The 14,132-nt window shown below is 67.7% G+C and carries 15 protein-coding genes; 7 read left to right on the top strand and 8 right to left on the bottom strand.

The window, feature by feature from the left end; genetic code table 11:
* Positions 1-15: 15 nt before the first annotated feature.
* Together N5K27_RS13995 and N5K27_RS14000 are read right to left on the bottom strand one after the other, a co-directional pair.
* Positions 16-600 (bottom strand): DUF924 family protein, encoded by a 585-nt coding sequence (locus tag N5K27_RS13995; RefSeq protein WP_087838850.1) that lies wholly within the window; start codon positions 598-600, stop codon positions 16-18.
* 11 nt (positions 601-611) lie between these two features.
* Entirely contained in the window at positions 612-935 is a 324-nt protein-coding gene (locus N5K27_RS14000) for a DUF1840 domain-containing protein (protein ID WP_087838849.1), read from the bottom strand.
* A gap of 243 nt (positions 936-1,178) precedes the next feature.
* On the opposite strand from N5K27_RS14000, the gene argS reads away from it, so the two are divergent.
* The 3 genes from argS (at position 1,179) to N5K27_RS14015 (ending at position 4,323) form a co-directional block, all read left to right on the top strand.
* Positions 1,179-2,864 (top strand): arginine--tRNA ligase, encoded by a 1,686-nt coding sequence (argS, locus tag N5K27_RS14005; RefSeq protein ID WP_279817186.1) that lies wholly within the window; start codon positions 1,179-1,181, stop codon positions 2,862-2,864.
* Between the two features lie 102 nt (positions 2,865-2,966).
* Positions 2,967-3,572: an SPOR domain-containing protein gene (locus N5K27_RS14010; RefSeq protein ID WP_243724519.1), complete on the top strand. Its 606-nt coding sequence runs from the start codon at positions 2,967-2,969 to the stop codon at positions 3,570-3,572.
* A gap of 91 nt (positions 3,573-3,663) precedes the next feature.
* Positions 3,664-4,323, top strand: a complete 660-nt coding sequence (locus N5K27_RS14015; protein WP_254914597.1) for a thiol:disulfide interchange protein DsbA/DsbL — start codon at positions 3,664-3,666, stop codon at positions 4,321-4,323.
* A gap of 131 nt (positions 4,324-4,454) precedes the next feature.
* Here N5K27_RS14015 and N5K27_RS14020 read toward each other — a convergent pair whose 3' ends face one another.
* The gene (locus tag N5K27_RS14020; protein ID WP_279817187.1) at positions 4,455-5,894 is read right to left on the bottom strand and encodes an FAD-binding oxidoreductase; all 1,440 of its coding nucleotides are present in this window, start codon (positions 5,892-5,894) and stop codon (positions 4,455-4,457) included.
* A 172-nt stretch (positions 5,895-6,066) separates the two neighbouring features.
* Between N5K27_RS14020 and N5K27_RS14025 the strand changes: the two genes are divergently transcribed.
* Complete coding sequence (locus tag N5K27_RS14025) at positions 6,067-6,819, top strand: SDR family oxidoreductase (protein WP_279817188.1); 753 nt, start codon at positions 6,067-6,069, stop codon at positions 6,817-6,819.
* A gap of 29 nt (positions 6,820-6,848) precedes the next feature.
* Positions 6,849-8,537, top strand: a complete 1,689-nt coding sequence (locus N5K27_RS14030) for a SulP family inorganic anion transporter (protein ID WP_132979711.1) — start codon at positions 6,849-6,851, stop codon at positions 8,535-8,537.
* Here the strand turns inward: N5K27_RS14030 and N5K27_RS14035 are convergent.
* Positions 8,527-9,387, bottom strand: a complete 861-nt coding sequence (locus N5K27_RS14035; protein WP_087838843.1) for a LysR family transcriptional regulator — start codon at positions 9,385-9,387, stop codon at positions 8,527-8,529. The two genes, N5K27_RS14030 and N5K27_RS14035, sit on opposite strands and share 11 nt — an antisense overlap.
* A gap of 99 nt (positions 9,388-9,486) precedes the next feature.
* Between N5K27_RS14035 and N5K27_RS14040 the strand changes: the two genes are divergently transcribed.
* Together N5K27_RS14040 and N5K27_RS14045 are read left to right on the top strand one after the other, a co-directional pair.
* The gene (locus tag N5K27_RS14040; protein ID WP_279817189.1) at positions 9,487-9,927 is read left to right on the top strand and encodes a multidrug/biocide efflux PACE transporter; all 441 of its coding nucleotides are present in this window, start codon (positions 9,487-9,489) and stop codon (positions 9,925-9,927) included.
* A 75-nt stretch (positions 9,928-10,002) separates the two neighbouring features.
* Complete coding sequence (locus tag N5K27_RS14045) at positions 10,003-10,722, top strand: DUF2076 domain-containing protein (protein WP_279817190.1); 720 nt, start codon at positions 10,003-10,005, stop codon at positions 10,720-10,722.
* A 19-nt stretch (positions 10,723-10,741) separates the two neighbouring features.
* Here N5K27_RS14045 and N5K27_RS14050 read toward each other — a convergent pair whose 3' ends face one another.
* Genes N5K27_RS14050 through N5K27_RS14065 form a run of 4 tightly spaced genes read right to left on the bottom strand, consistent with a single transcriptional unit; the run spans position 10,742 to position 13,942 of the window.
* A complete protein-coding gene (locus N5K27_RS14050; RefSeq protein ID WP_279817191.1) occupies positions 10,742-12,001 on the bottom strand; it encodes a muropeptide transporter in 1,260 nt (419 codons plus the stop codon).
* Entirely contained in the window at positions 11,998-12,327 is a 330-nt protein-coding gene (locus N5K27_RS14055) for a hypothetical protein (RefSeq protein WP_087838841.1), read from the bottom strand. The genes N5K27_RS14050 and N5K27_RS14055 overlap by 4 nt, the downstream gene beginning before the upstream one ends.
* A gap of 22 nt (positions 12,328-12,349) precedes the next feature.
* A complete protein-coding gene (locus N5K27_RS14060) occupies positions 12,350-13,024 on the bottom strand; it encodes an orotate phosphoribosyltransferase (protein WP_087838840.1) in 675 nt (224 codons plus the stop codon).
* Positions 13,025-13,060: 36 nt separating this feature from the next.
* Complete coding sequence (locus tag N5K27_RS14065; RefSeq protein WP_279817192.1) at positions 13,061-13,942, bottom strand: helix-turn-helix transcriptional regulator; 882 nt, start codon at positions 13,940-13,942, stop codon at positions 13,061-13,063.
* Positions 13,943-14,132 lie beyond the last annotated feature (190 nt).

A 14,132-nucleotide genomic window follows, 5' to 3' on the forward strand; every position in this document is an offset into this window, starting at 1 on the left:
CTCGTCTGGTCCTAGTCAAAACCCCGACCCGGGCTGTTTCAGGAACTCCAGTTCCTGCCCCGTGCTGGCCCGCCCCAGGATGGCGTTGCGGTGGGGAAAGCGGCCGAAGCGCTCCACGATGTCGCGGTGGCGGATGGCGAAGTCCAGCGAGTTCTGGGAGGCGGGATGTTCCTGTGCCAGCGTCGTGTACAGGGCCACGCATCGTTCCTGGATGCCGGGGTTCTCGCTGTGCATCAGCGGCAGGTAGACGAATTCCCGTTGCACCGGCGGCAGTTGCAGGTAGCGGCCCGAGTCGATCAGTTCCAGCGCGTCGGCCAGCGCCTGCGGGTCGCCGGCGAAGGCGCGCGGCGTGCCGCGCCAGACGTTGCGGGGAAACTGGTCCAGCAGCACGATGCGCGCGAGCGCCCCGCCCAGTTCGCGCTTCCACTCGCGCAGGCCTCCGGCCACCGCCTGCTCGATCCGCGGCAGGAAGCGCCGTTCGATCTCGGCATCGAAGTCGGGGTTTTTCTGGAACCAGACGTGGCGCGGCTTCAGGTAGCCGGGATCGTCGGGAGGCAGGAACCAGAAGTCCAGGACGTCCTGCCAGGGTGGTCGGGTCATGCGGCGGCTCCTCAGCTTTCCCAGGTCACGTTGACGTCCTGCGCCTGCGCCTTGCGCAGCATGTCCAGCAGCGGGAAGGCGCGCTGTCTCAGGCCGACGTGGCTGGCGGCCTTTTCTTTTTCCTCGGGGTTGTCCTCGTCGTAGCGAGGCTCCTTCTCGACGCCTATCGCGGCCTCGATGCGGCGGATGGCCTCGGGCAATTGTTCGGGCGTGAAGACGCCGCGCGTGCCCGCGGCGATCTCGGGCATCTTGCCGGCCAGTTCCAGCAGCGGTCTGGCGTGCTCGCCCAGCATGATGACTTCGCCGGCGGCCTTGGATCTGAAGGTGACGATCATGGCGTTGCTTTTCCCGTGTCGTTGACCGGTATCCATTATGGCGGAAGTCCGAGCGGGCAACCCGATGGCCGCCACCTCTCTCCATTCGACCGGAGCCATTCGGTATCCATAAGCATCATGTGTCACCTTCGATGACAGAGCGGCGTCAGGAGAGAACGCCGGGGTCCGTGGCTTTTCCCCTCTCCGGCCCGCGGCTGTTAACATTCCGCTCTTGGTTTTTCATTCAGCGCGATCATTCCAGCCATGCTCCCCGAGCAACAGGAACAACTTCTGGGCCTCCTGGGCGCCGCCGTCAAGGCCGTCGCCCCCGAAGCCACGCCCACCTTGCTGCTCGAGCGGCCCAAGGTGGCCTCTCACGGCGACGCCGCCACCAACGTGGCGATGCAGATCGCCAAGCCCCTCAAGCGCAATCCCCGCGAGCTGGCGCAGGCCATCGTCGATGCGCTGCTGGCGCTGCCGGGCGCGGACGCGCTCGTCCAGAGTGCCGAGATCGCCGGGCCCGGTTTCATCAACCTGCGCATCGCGCCCGCCGCCAAGCAGGCGGTGATCGACGCCATCCGCGTGCGTGGCGCCGAGTTCGGCCGCGCGCCGGCCAACGGCCGCAAGGTGATGGTCGAATTCGTGTCGGCCAACCCCACCGGGCCGCTGCACGTCGGCCATGCCCGCCAGGCCGCGCTGGGCGATGCTATTTGCCGGCTGTTCGACGCCAGCGGCTGGAACGTCACGCGCGAGTTCTATTACAACGACGCCGGCAACCAGATCCAGAACCTGGCCATCAGCGTCCAGGCGCGCGCGCGTGGCTTCGGCCCCGAGCATCCGGATTTCCCGGCCGACGGCTATCGCGGTGAATACATCTCGGAAATCGCGACGGACTTCCTGGCTCGCAAGACGGTGCAGGCGGCCGATGCCGAGCCGGTCACCGCCTCGGGCGATCCCGAGAACCTCGACGATATCCGCAAGTTCGCCGTGGCCTACCTGCGCCGCGAGCAGGACCTGGACCTGCAGGCCTTCGACCTGAAGTTCGACAACTATTACCTGGAAAGCTCCCTGTACACGTCGGGCCGGGTCGAGCAGACCGTGCAGCGCCTGGTCGCCAGCGGCCATACCTACGAGCAGGACGGCGCGCTGTGGCTGCGCACGACCGAACTGGGCGAAGGCGACGACAAGGACCGCGTCATGCGCAAGTCCGAGGGCGGCTATACGTACTTCGTGCCGGACGTGGCCTATCACGTCACCAAGTGGGAGCGCGGCTACACCAAGGCCATCAACATCCAGGGCTCGGACCACCACGGCACCGTGGCGCGCGTGCGCTCGGGCCTGCAGGCGCTGGACGTCGGTATCCCCAAGGGCTATCCCGACTACGTGCTGCACAAGATGGTCAAGGTCATGCGCGGCGGCGAAGAGGTCAAGATCTCCAAGCGCGCCGGCAGCTACGTGACCATGCGCGACCTGATCGACTGGGTGGGCCGCGATGCGGTGCGGTATTTCCTGATCCAGCGCCGCGCCGATACCGAGTTCGTGTTCGACGTCGATCTCGCCCTCAAGCAGACCGACGAGAATCCCGTCTACTACATCCAGTACGCCCACGCGCGCATCTGTTCCGTGCTGGCGCAATGGGGCGGCGACGAGGCCGATCTGGCGCGCGCCGACACGTCGCTGCTGACGGCTGAACGGGAGTTCCTGCTGCTGCAGCGGCTGGCCGAGTTTCCGTCCATGGTGGGGCTCGCGGCCAACGATCTGTCGCCGCATCATGTCGCTTTCTGGCTCAAGGACTGCGCCGCCGATTTCCACGCCTACTACAATGCCGAGCGCGTGCTGGTGGACGACGAGGCGCTGAAGGTGGCGCGCCTGGCGCTGCTGGCGGCGACCCGGCAGGTGCTGGCCAACGGACTGGCGTTGCTGGGCGTTTCCGCTCCGCAACGGATGTAACGATTCATGGCCTCCACAGCGAAGACGAAGTCCGCCCGCGGCGGCAAACCGGCCGGCACGGCCCAGCGCCAGGCCGCGCCCAAGCGCGCGGTGGGCGGCACCATGTTCGGCCTGATGGCCGGATTGCTGGTCGGCCTGCTGGTGGCCGTGCTGGTGGCGTTCTACATCACCAAGGCGCCGGTGCCCTTCGTCAGCAAGGGAACCCGGCCGCCGGCCTCGCCCGCGCAGCCGCCCGATCCGGCCAACGCTCCCGATCCGAACCGCAGCCTTTACGGCAAGGATGGTCCCGCCGGCGCGCCGTCGGCCTCGGGCCCCTCGGCCACGCAGCCGGCGCCCGCGCCGGTGCCGCAGGCCACCCGCGATCCGCTGGGCGATTTCCTGGCCAGCCAGAACGTCGACAAGAGCAAGAAGGGCGCGCAACCTTCCGCGCCGCAGGCGGCCGCGCCTTCCCAGCCACCCGCCCCGGCGGCGGGGGCGTCGGGCACCTATTTCCTCCAGGTCGGTGCCTATCGCGTGATCGAGGACGCCGAGGCGCTCAAGGCCAAGCTGGCTTTCATGGGGTTCGAGGCGCGCCTGGAGACGGCCGACGTGGCCGCCGGCACGGTGCACCGCGTACGCGTGGGGCCGTTCACCCGGCTCGACGACATGAACCGCACGCGCGCGCGCCTGGCCGAGAACGGCATCGAGGCCGCCGTCGTGAAGAAATGACCCCGGTGGAACTTCGCGCGGCCTGCCGCGGTCCGAGTTTCCACCGCGTCCGGCCGGCCTGCCGCCCGGGCCACGTTACCAAAGGAATTCTATGATCGGTCGCTACGCTTTCCGCCACATGTTCGCCGGCCTGGCCCTGGCCGCCGGTTTCGTCGCCGCCCTGCCGGGCACCGCCCAGGCGCAGCAGCCGCGCGAAGGCACGGAATACATCCGCCTGCAGCAGCCCCAGGCCACCGATTCGCCGGGCAAGGTCGAGGTCACCGAGTTCTTCTGGTATAGCTGCCCGCACTGCAACGCGCTGGAGCCCAGCCTGGAAGCCTGGATCAAGAAGCTGCCGCCCGACGTCGTGGTACGCCGCGTGCCGGTGCGCTTCAATGCCGGCATGGAGCCGCAGCAGCGCCTGTACTACACCCTGGAAGCCCTGGGCAAGGTCGACCAGCTGCATCGCATGGTCTTCACCGCCATCCATGAACAGCGCCAGCCGCTGAACACGGCCAACCGCATCTTCGACTGGGCCGAGAAGCAGGGCCTGGACCGCGCCCAGTTCACGGCCGCCTACAACTCCTTCGGCGTCCAGAGCAAGGTGCAGCGCGCCACCAAGCTGGCCGAGGCCTACAAGATCGACGGCGTGCCCACCCTGGCCATCAACGGCCGCTACCTGACCTCGCCGTCGCTGACCGGCAGCAATCTCGGCGCGCTCCAGGTCGCGGACTTCCTGATCGGTAGGGAAAGGACCCCCCCTACGCGCTGACGCGCGCCCCCCAGGGGGCGGCACTGGCGGACCGGCGGAGCCGGATCCGCTGTGCCCTGGGTCTGGATCGTGGATACGAGAACGGCCTTGCATTTAACCGTGCAAGGCCGTTTTTGGTTTTCTGGAGAAAGTCAGGATTGGGGAGAGGGGCCGAAGTGAACTTGGCCTAGGGCGTGACTCGGGTCGATCGCATGCTGGATCTTGCCGGACAGCGCTTGCGCCTCGGGCGAGGCATAGCGGTGGTAGAAGCGTTCGTTGTAGGGGCCGACGCCGTGTTCGGCGCTGAAGCTGCCGCCGAACTGGCGGACGACCAGGTCGTAGATCGCCAGCCGGAGTTTTTCGACGGTGTCCGTGTCGTAGGCGGGCGTGGCGTCGTGGGGCCAGACGATGTTGAAGTGGGTGCCGCCGTCCGCCCAGTGGCCGAAGTCGAACAGGCGCAGCCAGGGGAAGTCGGCTTCCAGCATCCGCCGCGCGGTGGTCTGGAAGTCGACCATCGAGGAGCGAGGCACGGCGATGTCGAAGGCGATCAGCTTGCCCTGGTGACGGATGGATTCGCTGATGGAGTGGCGGATCTTCCAGAGATCGGGGCCGCCATCCAGCACGGCGTTGGCCACGAGTACGTCGAATTGCCGTTCCAGGAAGTCGTTCAGCGCCGATTGCAGGTCCACGCCCAGCACTTCGCGCGACGAGGTGGCGGCCAGTTCCACCAGCAGGCAGTAGTCCGGGATGGGTTCGGGCGCGAAGGGGTTGGCGACGCCGGGCACGTGGTCGATGACCGACTGCACGGTGGAGCTGGACATGCCTTCGTAGGCGGTCAGGAAATCGCCGAACTCGCTTTCCAGCGCGATCAGCAGTTCCAGCACGGCTTCCTGGCTGGTGGGCACGATCAGCGCGGTGGCGGTCTGGCGCGGCAGGGGATGGACCTGCACGACGGCGCGGGTGATGATGCCGCCCGCGCCGCTCACGCCGACGAAGAGCTGCTTGAGGTCGTAGCCGGTATTGTTCTTGCGCAGTCCGCTCATCAGGTCGAGCACCTGCCCGGGCGGATCGGCCAGCACCACTTCGATGCCCAGCAGGTTGTGGCGCACGTCGCCGTAGCGGATCAGCCGCGAGCCGCCGGTGTTGGTGGCGATCATGCCGCCCAGCGAGGGGTTGGCGCCCAGGTCGATGGGAAAGCACAGGCCATGTTCGGCCAGCTTGTCGTTCAGTTCCTGCAGCGTGACGCCGGCGCCCACGGTGGCGGTGCGGTTGGCGCGGTCGATCACGATCTCGCCGCGCAGCCGCTCCAGGCTCAGCACGACCTGGGTGCCGCTGGCGTCAGGCGTGCTGGCGGCCACCAGGCCGGTGTTGGCGCCCTGCGCGATCAGCGGCGTGCCGGTGTCCACGCAGTAGCGCACCACCGCGGCCACCTCGGTGGCCGAACCCGGCCGCACCACCAGGGCGGCCTTGCCGTCGCCGTAGCGGGCGCCGGTTTCGTAGCGGGCCTTGTCCGCGGGGTCGGCATAGACATTCGCCTGGCCGACCAGTCCGGCCAGCGCGGCTTGCACATCGGAAACGGGAAGTGACGTCATCTTGCTCTCTGTTGCCGCGGACGCGGTTCTTTTCGCAGTATCGCAGATTCGTCCACGGCTGGCCGGCGCTGTCCCGCCGCGACAATGGAGCGGCGCGATGACGGTTTCTTAATGATTTTCGGTAAGAACTACATGATTAAAGGAGATAATGATGACGTTACGAGAGGGGAGCATGAACGTCTTCATCACCGGCGCGAGCAGCGGCATCGGGCAGGCGCTGGCACGCCGCTATGCGGCCCTGGGCGCCACGCTGGGCCTGGTGGGCCGGCGGCAGGAGGCCTTGCAGGCGCTGGCCGCGTCGCTGCCGGGCAAGCATCGCTGCTATGCGCTGGACGTGCGTGACCGCGATGCCCTGCATGCGGCGGCCCGGGATTTCCAGGCCTTGGGCGATACCGGCCTGGTGATCGCCAATGCCGGTATCAGCACCGGCACGTTGACCGAGGAAATGGGGGATTTCGACGCTTTCCGCGCCGTGATCGACACCAACCTGATCGCCATGGTGGCGACGTTCGAGCCCTTCATTCCCGCCATGAAGCAGGCCGGCCGGGGCCACCTGGCGGGTATCGCCAGCGTGGCCGGCATACGCGGGCTGCCCGGCGCGGGAGCGTACAGCGCTTCCAAGGCGGCGGTCATCGCCTACTGCGAAAGCCTGCGCAACGAATTGTCGCCGCAGGGCATACGGGTCACGACCATCGCGCCCGGCTATATCCGCACGCCCATGACCGCGCGCAATCCGTATTCGATGCCGTTCCTGATGGATGCCGACGTGTTCGCCGAGAAAGCCTCGCGGGCCCTGGACCGCGGCGTCCGCTACACCGTCATTCCCTGGCAGATGGGCATCGTCGCCAGGCTGATGCGCCTGCTGCCCGATGCCGTCTACGACCACTTCGCCGTGCGCGCGCCGCGCAAGCCGCGCCACCTCTGACCCCGCCGATCCCGATCCGGCGCATTTCCATGTCCGCTCTGCTCGCCCGCTATCTTCCCTTCCTGAACTGGCCTCGGCCCAACGCCGCCGACCTGGCCGCCGATGCCCGGGCCGGTTTCACGCTCGGCCTGATCCTGGTGCCGCAGGCCGTGGCCTACGCCATGCTGGCCGGCATGCCGCCCATCACCGGCTTGTACGCCGCGCTGATTCCGCCGGTCATCAGCGTGCTGTGGGGATCGTGCCAATTGCTGGGCGCGGGGCCCGTCGCGCTGACCAGCATGCTGGTGGCGGGATCGCTGTCGGGCATGGCGGCAGCCGAGTCGGCGCGCTGGGTCGAGCTGGCGATCTGGCTGGCGCTGATGGCGGGCGCGATACAGATGCTGATCGGCGCGACCCGGCTGGGCATGGTGGTGAACTTCCTGCCGGGCTCCGTCGTGGGCGCGTTCACCCAGGCCGCCGCGCTGTTGATCATGCTGTCGCAACTGCCCGCCATGCTGGGGCTGGACTGGAGCCAGGCGCGGGGCGCGCTGGCCGCGGCCGATCCGCGCGGCCTGCTGGGCAGCGTGGACTGGACCGCGTTCGCCTTTGGCGTGGGTACGCTGGTCTTCCTGTCCGCGCTGAAGAAGCACAGCAAGCGCCTGCCCATCGTGCTGGCTGCCGCGCTGGTGACGGGCCTGGCCAGTTGGGCCATCGGCTACGGCGCGCGGGGCGGCGCCGTGGTCGGGACGCTGCCGGCGGGCCTGCCGCAGTTCACCGTGCCCAAGCTGCTGGACTGGGAGGACTACCGCAGCCTGCTGCCTGCGGCGGCGGTGATCGCGCTGGTCAGCTTCGTCGAAGCGCTCTCCAGTGCCAAGACCATCTCGCGCAGCACGCGCCGGCGCTGGGACGAGGACCAGGAGTTCATCGGCCAGGGGCTGGCCAAGATCGCCAGCGGCCTGAGCGGCGCCTTTCCGGTCAGCGCCTCGTTCTCGCGCTCGGCGCTGAACCTGTTCGTGGGTGCGCGCTCGGGCTGGTCCGCGCTGTTCGCCTTCGTCTGCGTGCTGGCGAGCCTGCTGTTCCTGACCCCGGCCATCGCCCACCTGCCGCGGGCCTTCCTGGCGGCCGTCATCATCGTGCCGGTCTCCAACCTGATCACCCCGCGCTTCTTTGTCCGGCTATGGGCCACGTCGCGCGCCGAGGCCGTCATCGCCGCGTCCACGGCCGTGGCCACCCTGATCGCCGCGCCGCAGTTGCAATGGGGCATCCTGGCGGGCTTCATCCTGTCCCTGGGCTACTTCCTGTATCAGCGCTCGCACCCCCGCATCGTCGAGGTCGCGGTCCATGCCGACGGTACCCTGCGGGACCGCCAGCGCTTCGGCCTGCCGCCGCTGGCGCCGGACCTGCTGGCGGTGCGCATGGACGCGGGGCTGAGCTTCGTCACGGCCAACCCGCTGGAGCATTTCGTGATCGAGCGCTGCCGGGCCGATCCCGGCATCAAACGGGTGCTGATCTACGCGGGGCCGATCAACAGCATCGACGTGACCGGGGTCGACACGCTCATCTACCTGATCGGCACGCTGCGCGACCAGGGCGTGGACCTGTACCTGGCGGGCGTGAAGAAGCAGGTGGAAGACGTGTTCGACACCTCCGGCGTCACGGCCATGCTGCCGCCCCATCACGTGTTCCGCACCGAGCGCGAGGCCATCGCCGAATTGACCGCGCATCCGGTCAGGCCTTGAGCAGTTCCTCCAGCATCCAGGCACCGACGGGGCCCAGCGGCCGCTGGTTGGACCAGACCACGTCCACGGGCAGCAGGCGTTCCTGGCCGGGCACCTGCAATTCCACCAGCCTGCCGGCGGCGAAATGGGTCACCAGCCAGCGCGGCATCCTGGCCCAGCCGAAGTTCATCACCGCCATCTCCAGCAGCATCAGGTAATAGGGGGCCGACCAGGTGCGGCCTCGCGCGATGCGGCGGCCGTCGTCCTCGTAGGGCGCGATGCGCAGCTCCCGAGCCGCGCGCAGGTCGGCCTCGGTGACCGCGCCCAGCCTGGCCAGCGGATGGTCCTTGCCGGTGACCACCACCATCTCCGACAGGTCGGGTAGCGTGCGGTGCTCCACGTCGGGCGGATATTGCTCCTGCGCGCGCACCAGCCCCAGGTTGGCACGGCCGCGCTGCACGGTAGCCACCGTGTCCCAGTCCTCGGACATCATGCATTCGAACTCGATGTCGGGATACGTGCGATCGAGCGCGGCCAGGATGGCTTCGAAGCGCTCGGACTGGTAGGTATCGGACAGCGCCAGGGTCAGCCGCGACTCGTGCCCCTGGGCATAACGGCCGGCGGCGCGGCCCAGTTGCTCGGCGCTGGCCAGGACCTGAGCCGCCTCCACCAGCAGCGCCCGGCCCGCCGGTGTCAGCGTGGGCTGGCGGGTGGAGCGGTCGAACAACTGCACGCCCAGGTCGATTTCCAGGTTGGCGATGCTTTCGCTGATGCTCGATTGCCGCTTGCCCAGCTTGCGCGCGGCGGCCGAGAACGAACCCAGCGCGGCTGCCTGGGTGAAGGCCGCCAGCGCTTCCAGGGAATAGGCCATGGCTGGCTTCCTATCGGAAAAACCGATGGTAATTACATTTTATTTAACGGAAGTATGGCAGAAAATGCCGATACGACATCAACGGAACGAGGTTGAAACGTGTTGCAGGACAAGAAATCGCTGCGTGAACGCCTGGCGCACGCCCTGTGCTTCGAGATCATCGCGGTGGCGCTGTGCGCGCCCGCGCTGGCCTGGATCATGGGCAAGCCGCTGCTGCACATGGGCGCGCTGACGGCGGTGATCTCGCTCATCGCCATGCTGTGGAACATGGTCTACAACGCCGGGTTCGAGCGCGTGGAGCGCCGCCTGGGCTGGGTACGCGACACCCGGGTGCGGATGGTCCACGCGGTGGGGTTCGAGTCCGGCCTGATCCTGATCGTGGTCCCGCTGGCGGCGTGGTGGCTGAGCATCTCGCTGTGGGAAGCGCTGGTGCTGGATATCGGGTTGCTGCTGTTCTTCCTGCCGTATACCTACGTGTATAACCTGGCGTATGACCGGCTGCGTGTGTATTGGGCAGGGGAAACGTGTCCCGGCGCTTAAGCCAGGATTAAGCCCCGGCTGTCATCCTCCGCAGCAATGCGCCGGCCTTCGGCCGGCATACCGGGAGAACCGCTCATGACGCCGCAAGAACGCGCCCTGCTCGACAATTTCCTGGACCGCCTGGCTGGCGTCCGGGGCATGGACAAGGACCCCGAGGCCGATGCCTTGATCCGGCAACGCGCCGCCGGCCAGCCGGATGCGCTCTACCTGAGCATCCAGCGCGCGCTGTTGCTGGAACATGCGCTGGAGGGCGCGCAGGCGCGCATCGCCGCCCTGGAGCAGCAAGTGGGTGAACTCCAGGCCGCCTCGCGGCAGCAGCAGGAAGCCCGGCCCGCGCGCAGTTTTCTGGGCGGGCTGCTGGGCGGCGATGGATGGGGCAAGGCGCCGGCGCGCCCGGCACCCGCCGGCGGTTCCATGATCGGCAGCGATATCGGCCAGCGCCCCGAATACCGGCCCGCGGCTCCCTATGCCGGCGCGCCGGCCGCTGGCGGTGCCATGGGCAGCTTCCTGGGCAATGCCGCGGCCACGGCGGCCGGCGTGGCGGGCGGGATGTTCCTGTTCAACGGCATCGAGCACTTGTTGGGCGGCGGCGCGGGCCAGGCGGCGCATCTGGCCGGCAACGCCCCGGCTTCGGAGACGATCACGCAGAACGTCACCAACAACTACTACGGCAGCGGGAACGACGACCGCCCGGATACGGACGGCGGCGCGCAGGCCTATGACACGTCGGCCGACGATTCCTTCACCGACGATACATTCTCGGACGATACGTTCTCGGACGACGACTTCGTCTGACGCCGCCCGCCAGGGCGCCTCAGGCCTGGTCCAGCGCGCGCACGTCGGCCCGCCGCCACCACAGCAGGACCATGCCGGGCAGGGCGATGGCCACGGTGACCAGGAAGAAGGTGGCCCAGCCGTAGTTTTCCACCATGGGCGGGGCCAGCGGCCCGGCCAGGTAGGTGCGCCCCACGGCCGACAGGGCGGACAGCAGCGCGAACTGGGTGGCCGAGAAGCGGTGGTCGCACAGGCCCATGAGCAGGGCCACGAAGGCCGCCGTGCCCATGCCGCCGCACAGGTTTTCTATGCCGACGGCGGCGGCCATCAGCAGGACGCTCTTGGGGCTGACGGCGAGCAGCCAGAATCCCAGGTTGGAGACGGCCTGCAGCAGGCCGAACAGCATCAGCGACCGGAACAATCCCAGCTTCGCCAGCAGCGAACCGCCCGCCAGTGCGCCGATGATGGTGGCGCCCAGGCCGAGCACCTTGTTGATGGTGCCGACCTCGGTGGCGGAGAAGCCCGCGCCGCGGATCAGGAAGGCGGTGGACAGGCTGCCGGCGAAGGCATCGCCCAGCTTGTAGAGCACGATCAGCACCAGCAGCACGATGGCGCCGGGGCGGCGGAAGAATTCGACCAGCGGCCCGGTCACGGCCTCGGCCAGCGTGCGGGGCGCGGCCGCGGGCGTTTCGGGTTCGGGTGCCCACAGCGTGGCCAGGACGGCCAGCCCCATCAAGCCGCCCATCAGCACGTACATGTTGCCCCAGCCCAGCCAGCTGTCGGCGATGACGAGGGCGAGGCCGCCCGACACCAGCATGGCCAGCCGGTAGCCCAGCACCGACACCGCGGCGCCGGCGCCGCGTTCTTCCTTGCGCAGCACGTCGGTCCGGTAGGCGTCGAAGGCGATGTCCTGCGAGGACGAGCAGAAGGCGACGAACACGGCGATCAGCGCCAGCGGCAGCAGGGCTTCGCTGGGCGAGAGCAGGCCCATGGCCATGATGGCGAGCGCCAGCAGCAATTGCGTGACCACCATCCAGCCGCGCCGGCGGCCCAGCAGCGGCGGCGTATAGCGGTCCATCAGCGGCGCCCACAGGAATTTCAGCGTGTAGGCCGAGCCGACCAGGGTCAGGAAGCCGATGGCCTGCAGCGACACGCCATCCACGGTGGCCCAGGCTTGCAGCGTGCCGCTGGTCAGGGCCAGGGGCAGGCCGCTGGCGAACCCCAGGGCCAGCAGCGGCGCGACGCGCCGGTTCGTGTACAGCGACGAGGCGGCCGCGGGCGCCTCCGGGCGGGCGCTCAAAATATCTTTCCGCTGCGGCCGTAGTCCAGAACGATCCAGTTCAGGGCGGCGACGAGATCCTGCGCCGTGCCGGACCTGAACGCTTCGTCGAGCCGGTTCATGTAGGAAAGGAGCTGGGTCTTCGCGGTTTCGGCGAAGGCGGGCGCGATGCCCTGGTCTTCATACAGCAGCACGTAGGAGCGGGCGAAACCGTAGATCAGGAAGTAGGCGGCGGCGTGTTCGGAATCGCTGGAGACCAGCGCCAGCGAACCTTCCTTGACCTTGAGAAAACTGTCGGTACCGGGGGCCTGGGCGGCGAAACGTTGGATCAGATCGGTGAAGTTCATAACACGAGGTTAGCGATAAAAGTCACGGAAGGCGGGAGATGCCGCCGTGGGCCTTGGACCATTCGGAAGTATGGAGCAGGAATCCTTCTACTTTTTCGATGTCGGCGGCGGTCAGGACCGTGCCCGTCCTGGCCTGCGCGATGATGTCCTGCCAGGTGGCCAGCGCATGCATCGTGACACCGATTTCTTCCATGGTACGCCGGCTTTCGACAAACGTATCGTAATAGAAGATGCTCAGGACGTGGGCCAGCTCCAGGCCCGAATCGCGCACCGCCTTGCAGAAGTTGCGCTTGCTCTGGCCGTCGGTGGTCAGGTCATCCACCAGTAGTACCCGCGCGCCGGCCTGCGCCATGCCCTCGATCTGCGCGTTGCGGCCGAAGCCCAGCGGCTTCTTGCGCACGATCAGCAGCGGCAGCGACAGCCGGTCGGCCAGCCATGCGGCATACGGCACGCCGGCCGTTTCGGCGCCGGCGATGGCATCGATGTCCTGCACGCCGATGCGGTGCCGTACCACCGCCTGCGCCGCGTCCACCAGCACCTTGCGTCCGGCCACCGACGAGATCAGCCGCCGCACGTCCACGTACACCGGACTGGCCCAGCCCGAGCGCAGGATGAACGGCTTGCCCGAGCTGACGTGCACCGCCCCCGATTCCAGCAGCAACTGCGCCACCGTCGAGCCGATAGAGGTTTCTTCCATTTCACTGTTCCATGTGTGGGGGCGAACGACGCGGGGTCAGACCACCTTCAGCATGCTGCTCAGAAGTTCCGCCGCCTGTTGCCCTTTGTAGGCGCGTTCCCATAGGTTTTCCACCATTTTCGTATAAAGCTCGACCGCTTCGGGCGCCGAGGTGACCTGGGCGATGCCGGTGGCGACGTTGGGCAGCTCGCCGAAGCGGAACGGGCTGACCGCCACGAACGAGGCGCTGGGCCGCTCGAATACCTGGAAGGTGGCGTTGGGCATGCTGTCGTCGACGATGCCGATCTGCATGTCCATCGGGTGCTCGCGCAATAGATCGATGATCCGCTCGACCTCGCGCCGCGCCGCCAGCGACCGCTCCATGCGCACCGAGGGCGGCAGGTCGATGCGGCCCACCAGCCCGAAGTGGACGAAGCGTTCGATCTCGCGCAGCCCGATCAGGCTGATGATGGGCGGGCGGCGCCGGGCGTAGGCCCGTTTGCGCTCGCCCAGGATCTTCATCAGGGCCTGCATGCGCTCGGATTCGATGCCGGGATGGGCCTCGTGCAGCATCTGTTCCAGGTAGCCGCCGTATTCGTCGGAGGTCAGCAGGAAGGAGATGGGCTCGAAATGGGCCATGATGCGCGTGGCGTCGGTCTCGAGCTGGCGCATGCGTTCGATGTACGCCACCGGGGAGGTGTAGTACTCCGCCCCCACGCCCAGCAGCGACGCCAGCGACGTGTCCAGGATGTGGGCCAGCCGCTCCAGCGTCTCGATCTTGACGATCTCGCCCTTCTCCATGCGGTACACCGCCGCCCGCGACACCCCCAGCTGGGCCGCGATGTCCTCGGCCCGCAGGGAGGCGCCTATCCGGTAGGCGCGCAGCCTTTCCCCGATGGCGTGGAAATCGACGGCGCGCGTTCTGGAAGTAGTGTTCATCGAAGCAAGTCTAAAAAATGAGAATCCTGAATGTCGAACCACGCTTGAGCTCCGCCCCGAAATCGAGCGGTACACCCTCCGATGCCCAGTATCAGTGCGGGTTTGCACTAATATCGTGCGCGCCGGGCAACATCGGGATTTACCTTATCAGCTTAGTGAAATTTCGCTTGAAAGGTAAGAAAAAGTGTCT

It is taken from the genome of Pigmentiphaga sp. GD03639, from assembly GCF_029845405.1.
Lineage (GTDB): Bacteria > Pseudomonadota > Gammaproteobacteria > Burkholderiales > Burkholderiaceae_B > Pigmentiphaga > Pigmentiphaga daeguensis.

Excerpts from the sequence above, each read along its gene's own strand:
- N5K27_RS14030 (WP_132979711.1), top strand. The coding sequence starts at position 6,849 with ATGTCCGCTCTGCTCGCCCGCTATCTTCCCTTCCTGAACTGGCCTCGG.
- N5K27_RS14020 (WP_279817187.1), bottom strand. The coding sequence starts at position 5,894 with ATGACGTCACTTCCCGTTTCCGATGTGCAAGCCGCGCTGGCCGGACTG.
- N5K27_RS14025 (WP_279817188.1), top strand. The coding sequence starts at position 6,067 with ATGAACGTCTTCATCACCGGCGCGAGCAGCGGCATCGGGCAGGCGCTG.
- N5K27_RS14015 (WP_254914597.1), top strand. The coding sequence starts at position 3,664 with ATGATCGGTCGCTACGCTTTCCGCCACATGTTCGCCGGCCTGGCCCTG.
- N5K27_RS14000 (WP_087838849.1), bottom strand. The coding sequence starts at position 935 with ATGATCGTCACCTTCAGATCCAAGGCCGCCGGCGAAGTCATCATGCTG.
- N5K27_RS14055 (WP_087838841.1), bottom strand. The coding sequence starts at position 12,327 with ATGAACTTCACCGATCTGATCCAACGTTTCGCCGCCCAGGCCCCCGGT.
- N5K27_RS14010 (WP_243724519.1), top strand. The coding sequence starts at position 2,967 with ATGTTCGGCCTGATGGCCGGATTGCTGGTCGGCCTGCTGGTGGCCGTG.
- N5K27_RS14035 (WP_087838843.1), bottom strand. The coding sequence starts at position 9,387 with ATGGCCTATTCCCTGGAAGCGCTGGCGGCCTTCACCCAGGCAGCCGCG.
- N5K27_RS14045 (WP_279817190.1), top strand. The coding sequence starts at position 10,003 with ATGACGCCGCAAGAACGCGCCCTGCTCGACAATTTCCTGGACCGCCTG.
- N5K27_RS14060 (WP_087838840.1), bottom strand. The coding sequence starts at position 13,024 with ATGGAAGAAACCTCTATCGGCTCGACGGTGGCGCAGTTGCTGCTGGAA.
- N5K27_RS13995 (WP_087838850.1), bottom strand. The coding sequence starts at position 600 with ATGACCCGACCACCCTGGCAGGACGTCCTGGACTTCTGGTTCCTGCCT.
- N5K27_RS14065 (WP_279817192.1), bottom strand. The coding sequence starts at position 13,942 with ATGAACACTACTTCCAGAACGCGCGCCGTCGATTTCCACGCCATCGGG.
- argS (WP_279817186.1), top strand. The coding sequence starts at position 1,179 with ATGCTCCCCGAGCAACAGGAACAACTTCTGGGCCTCCTGGGCGCCGCC.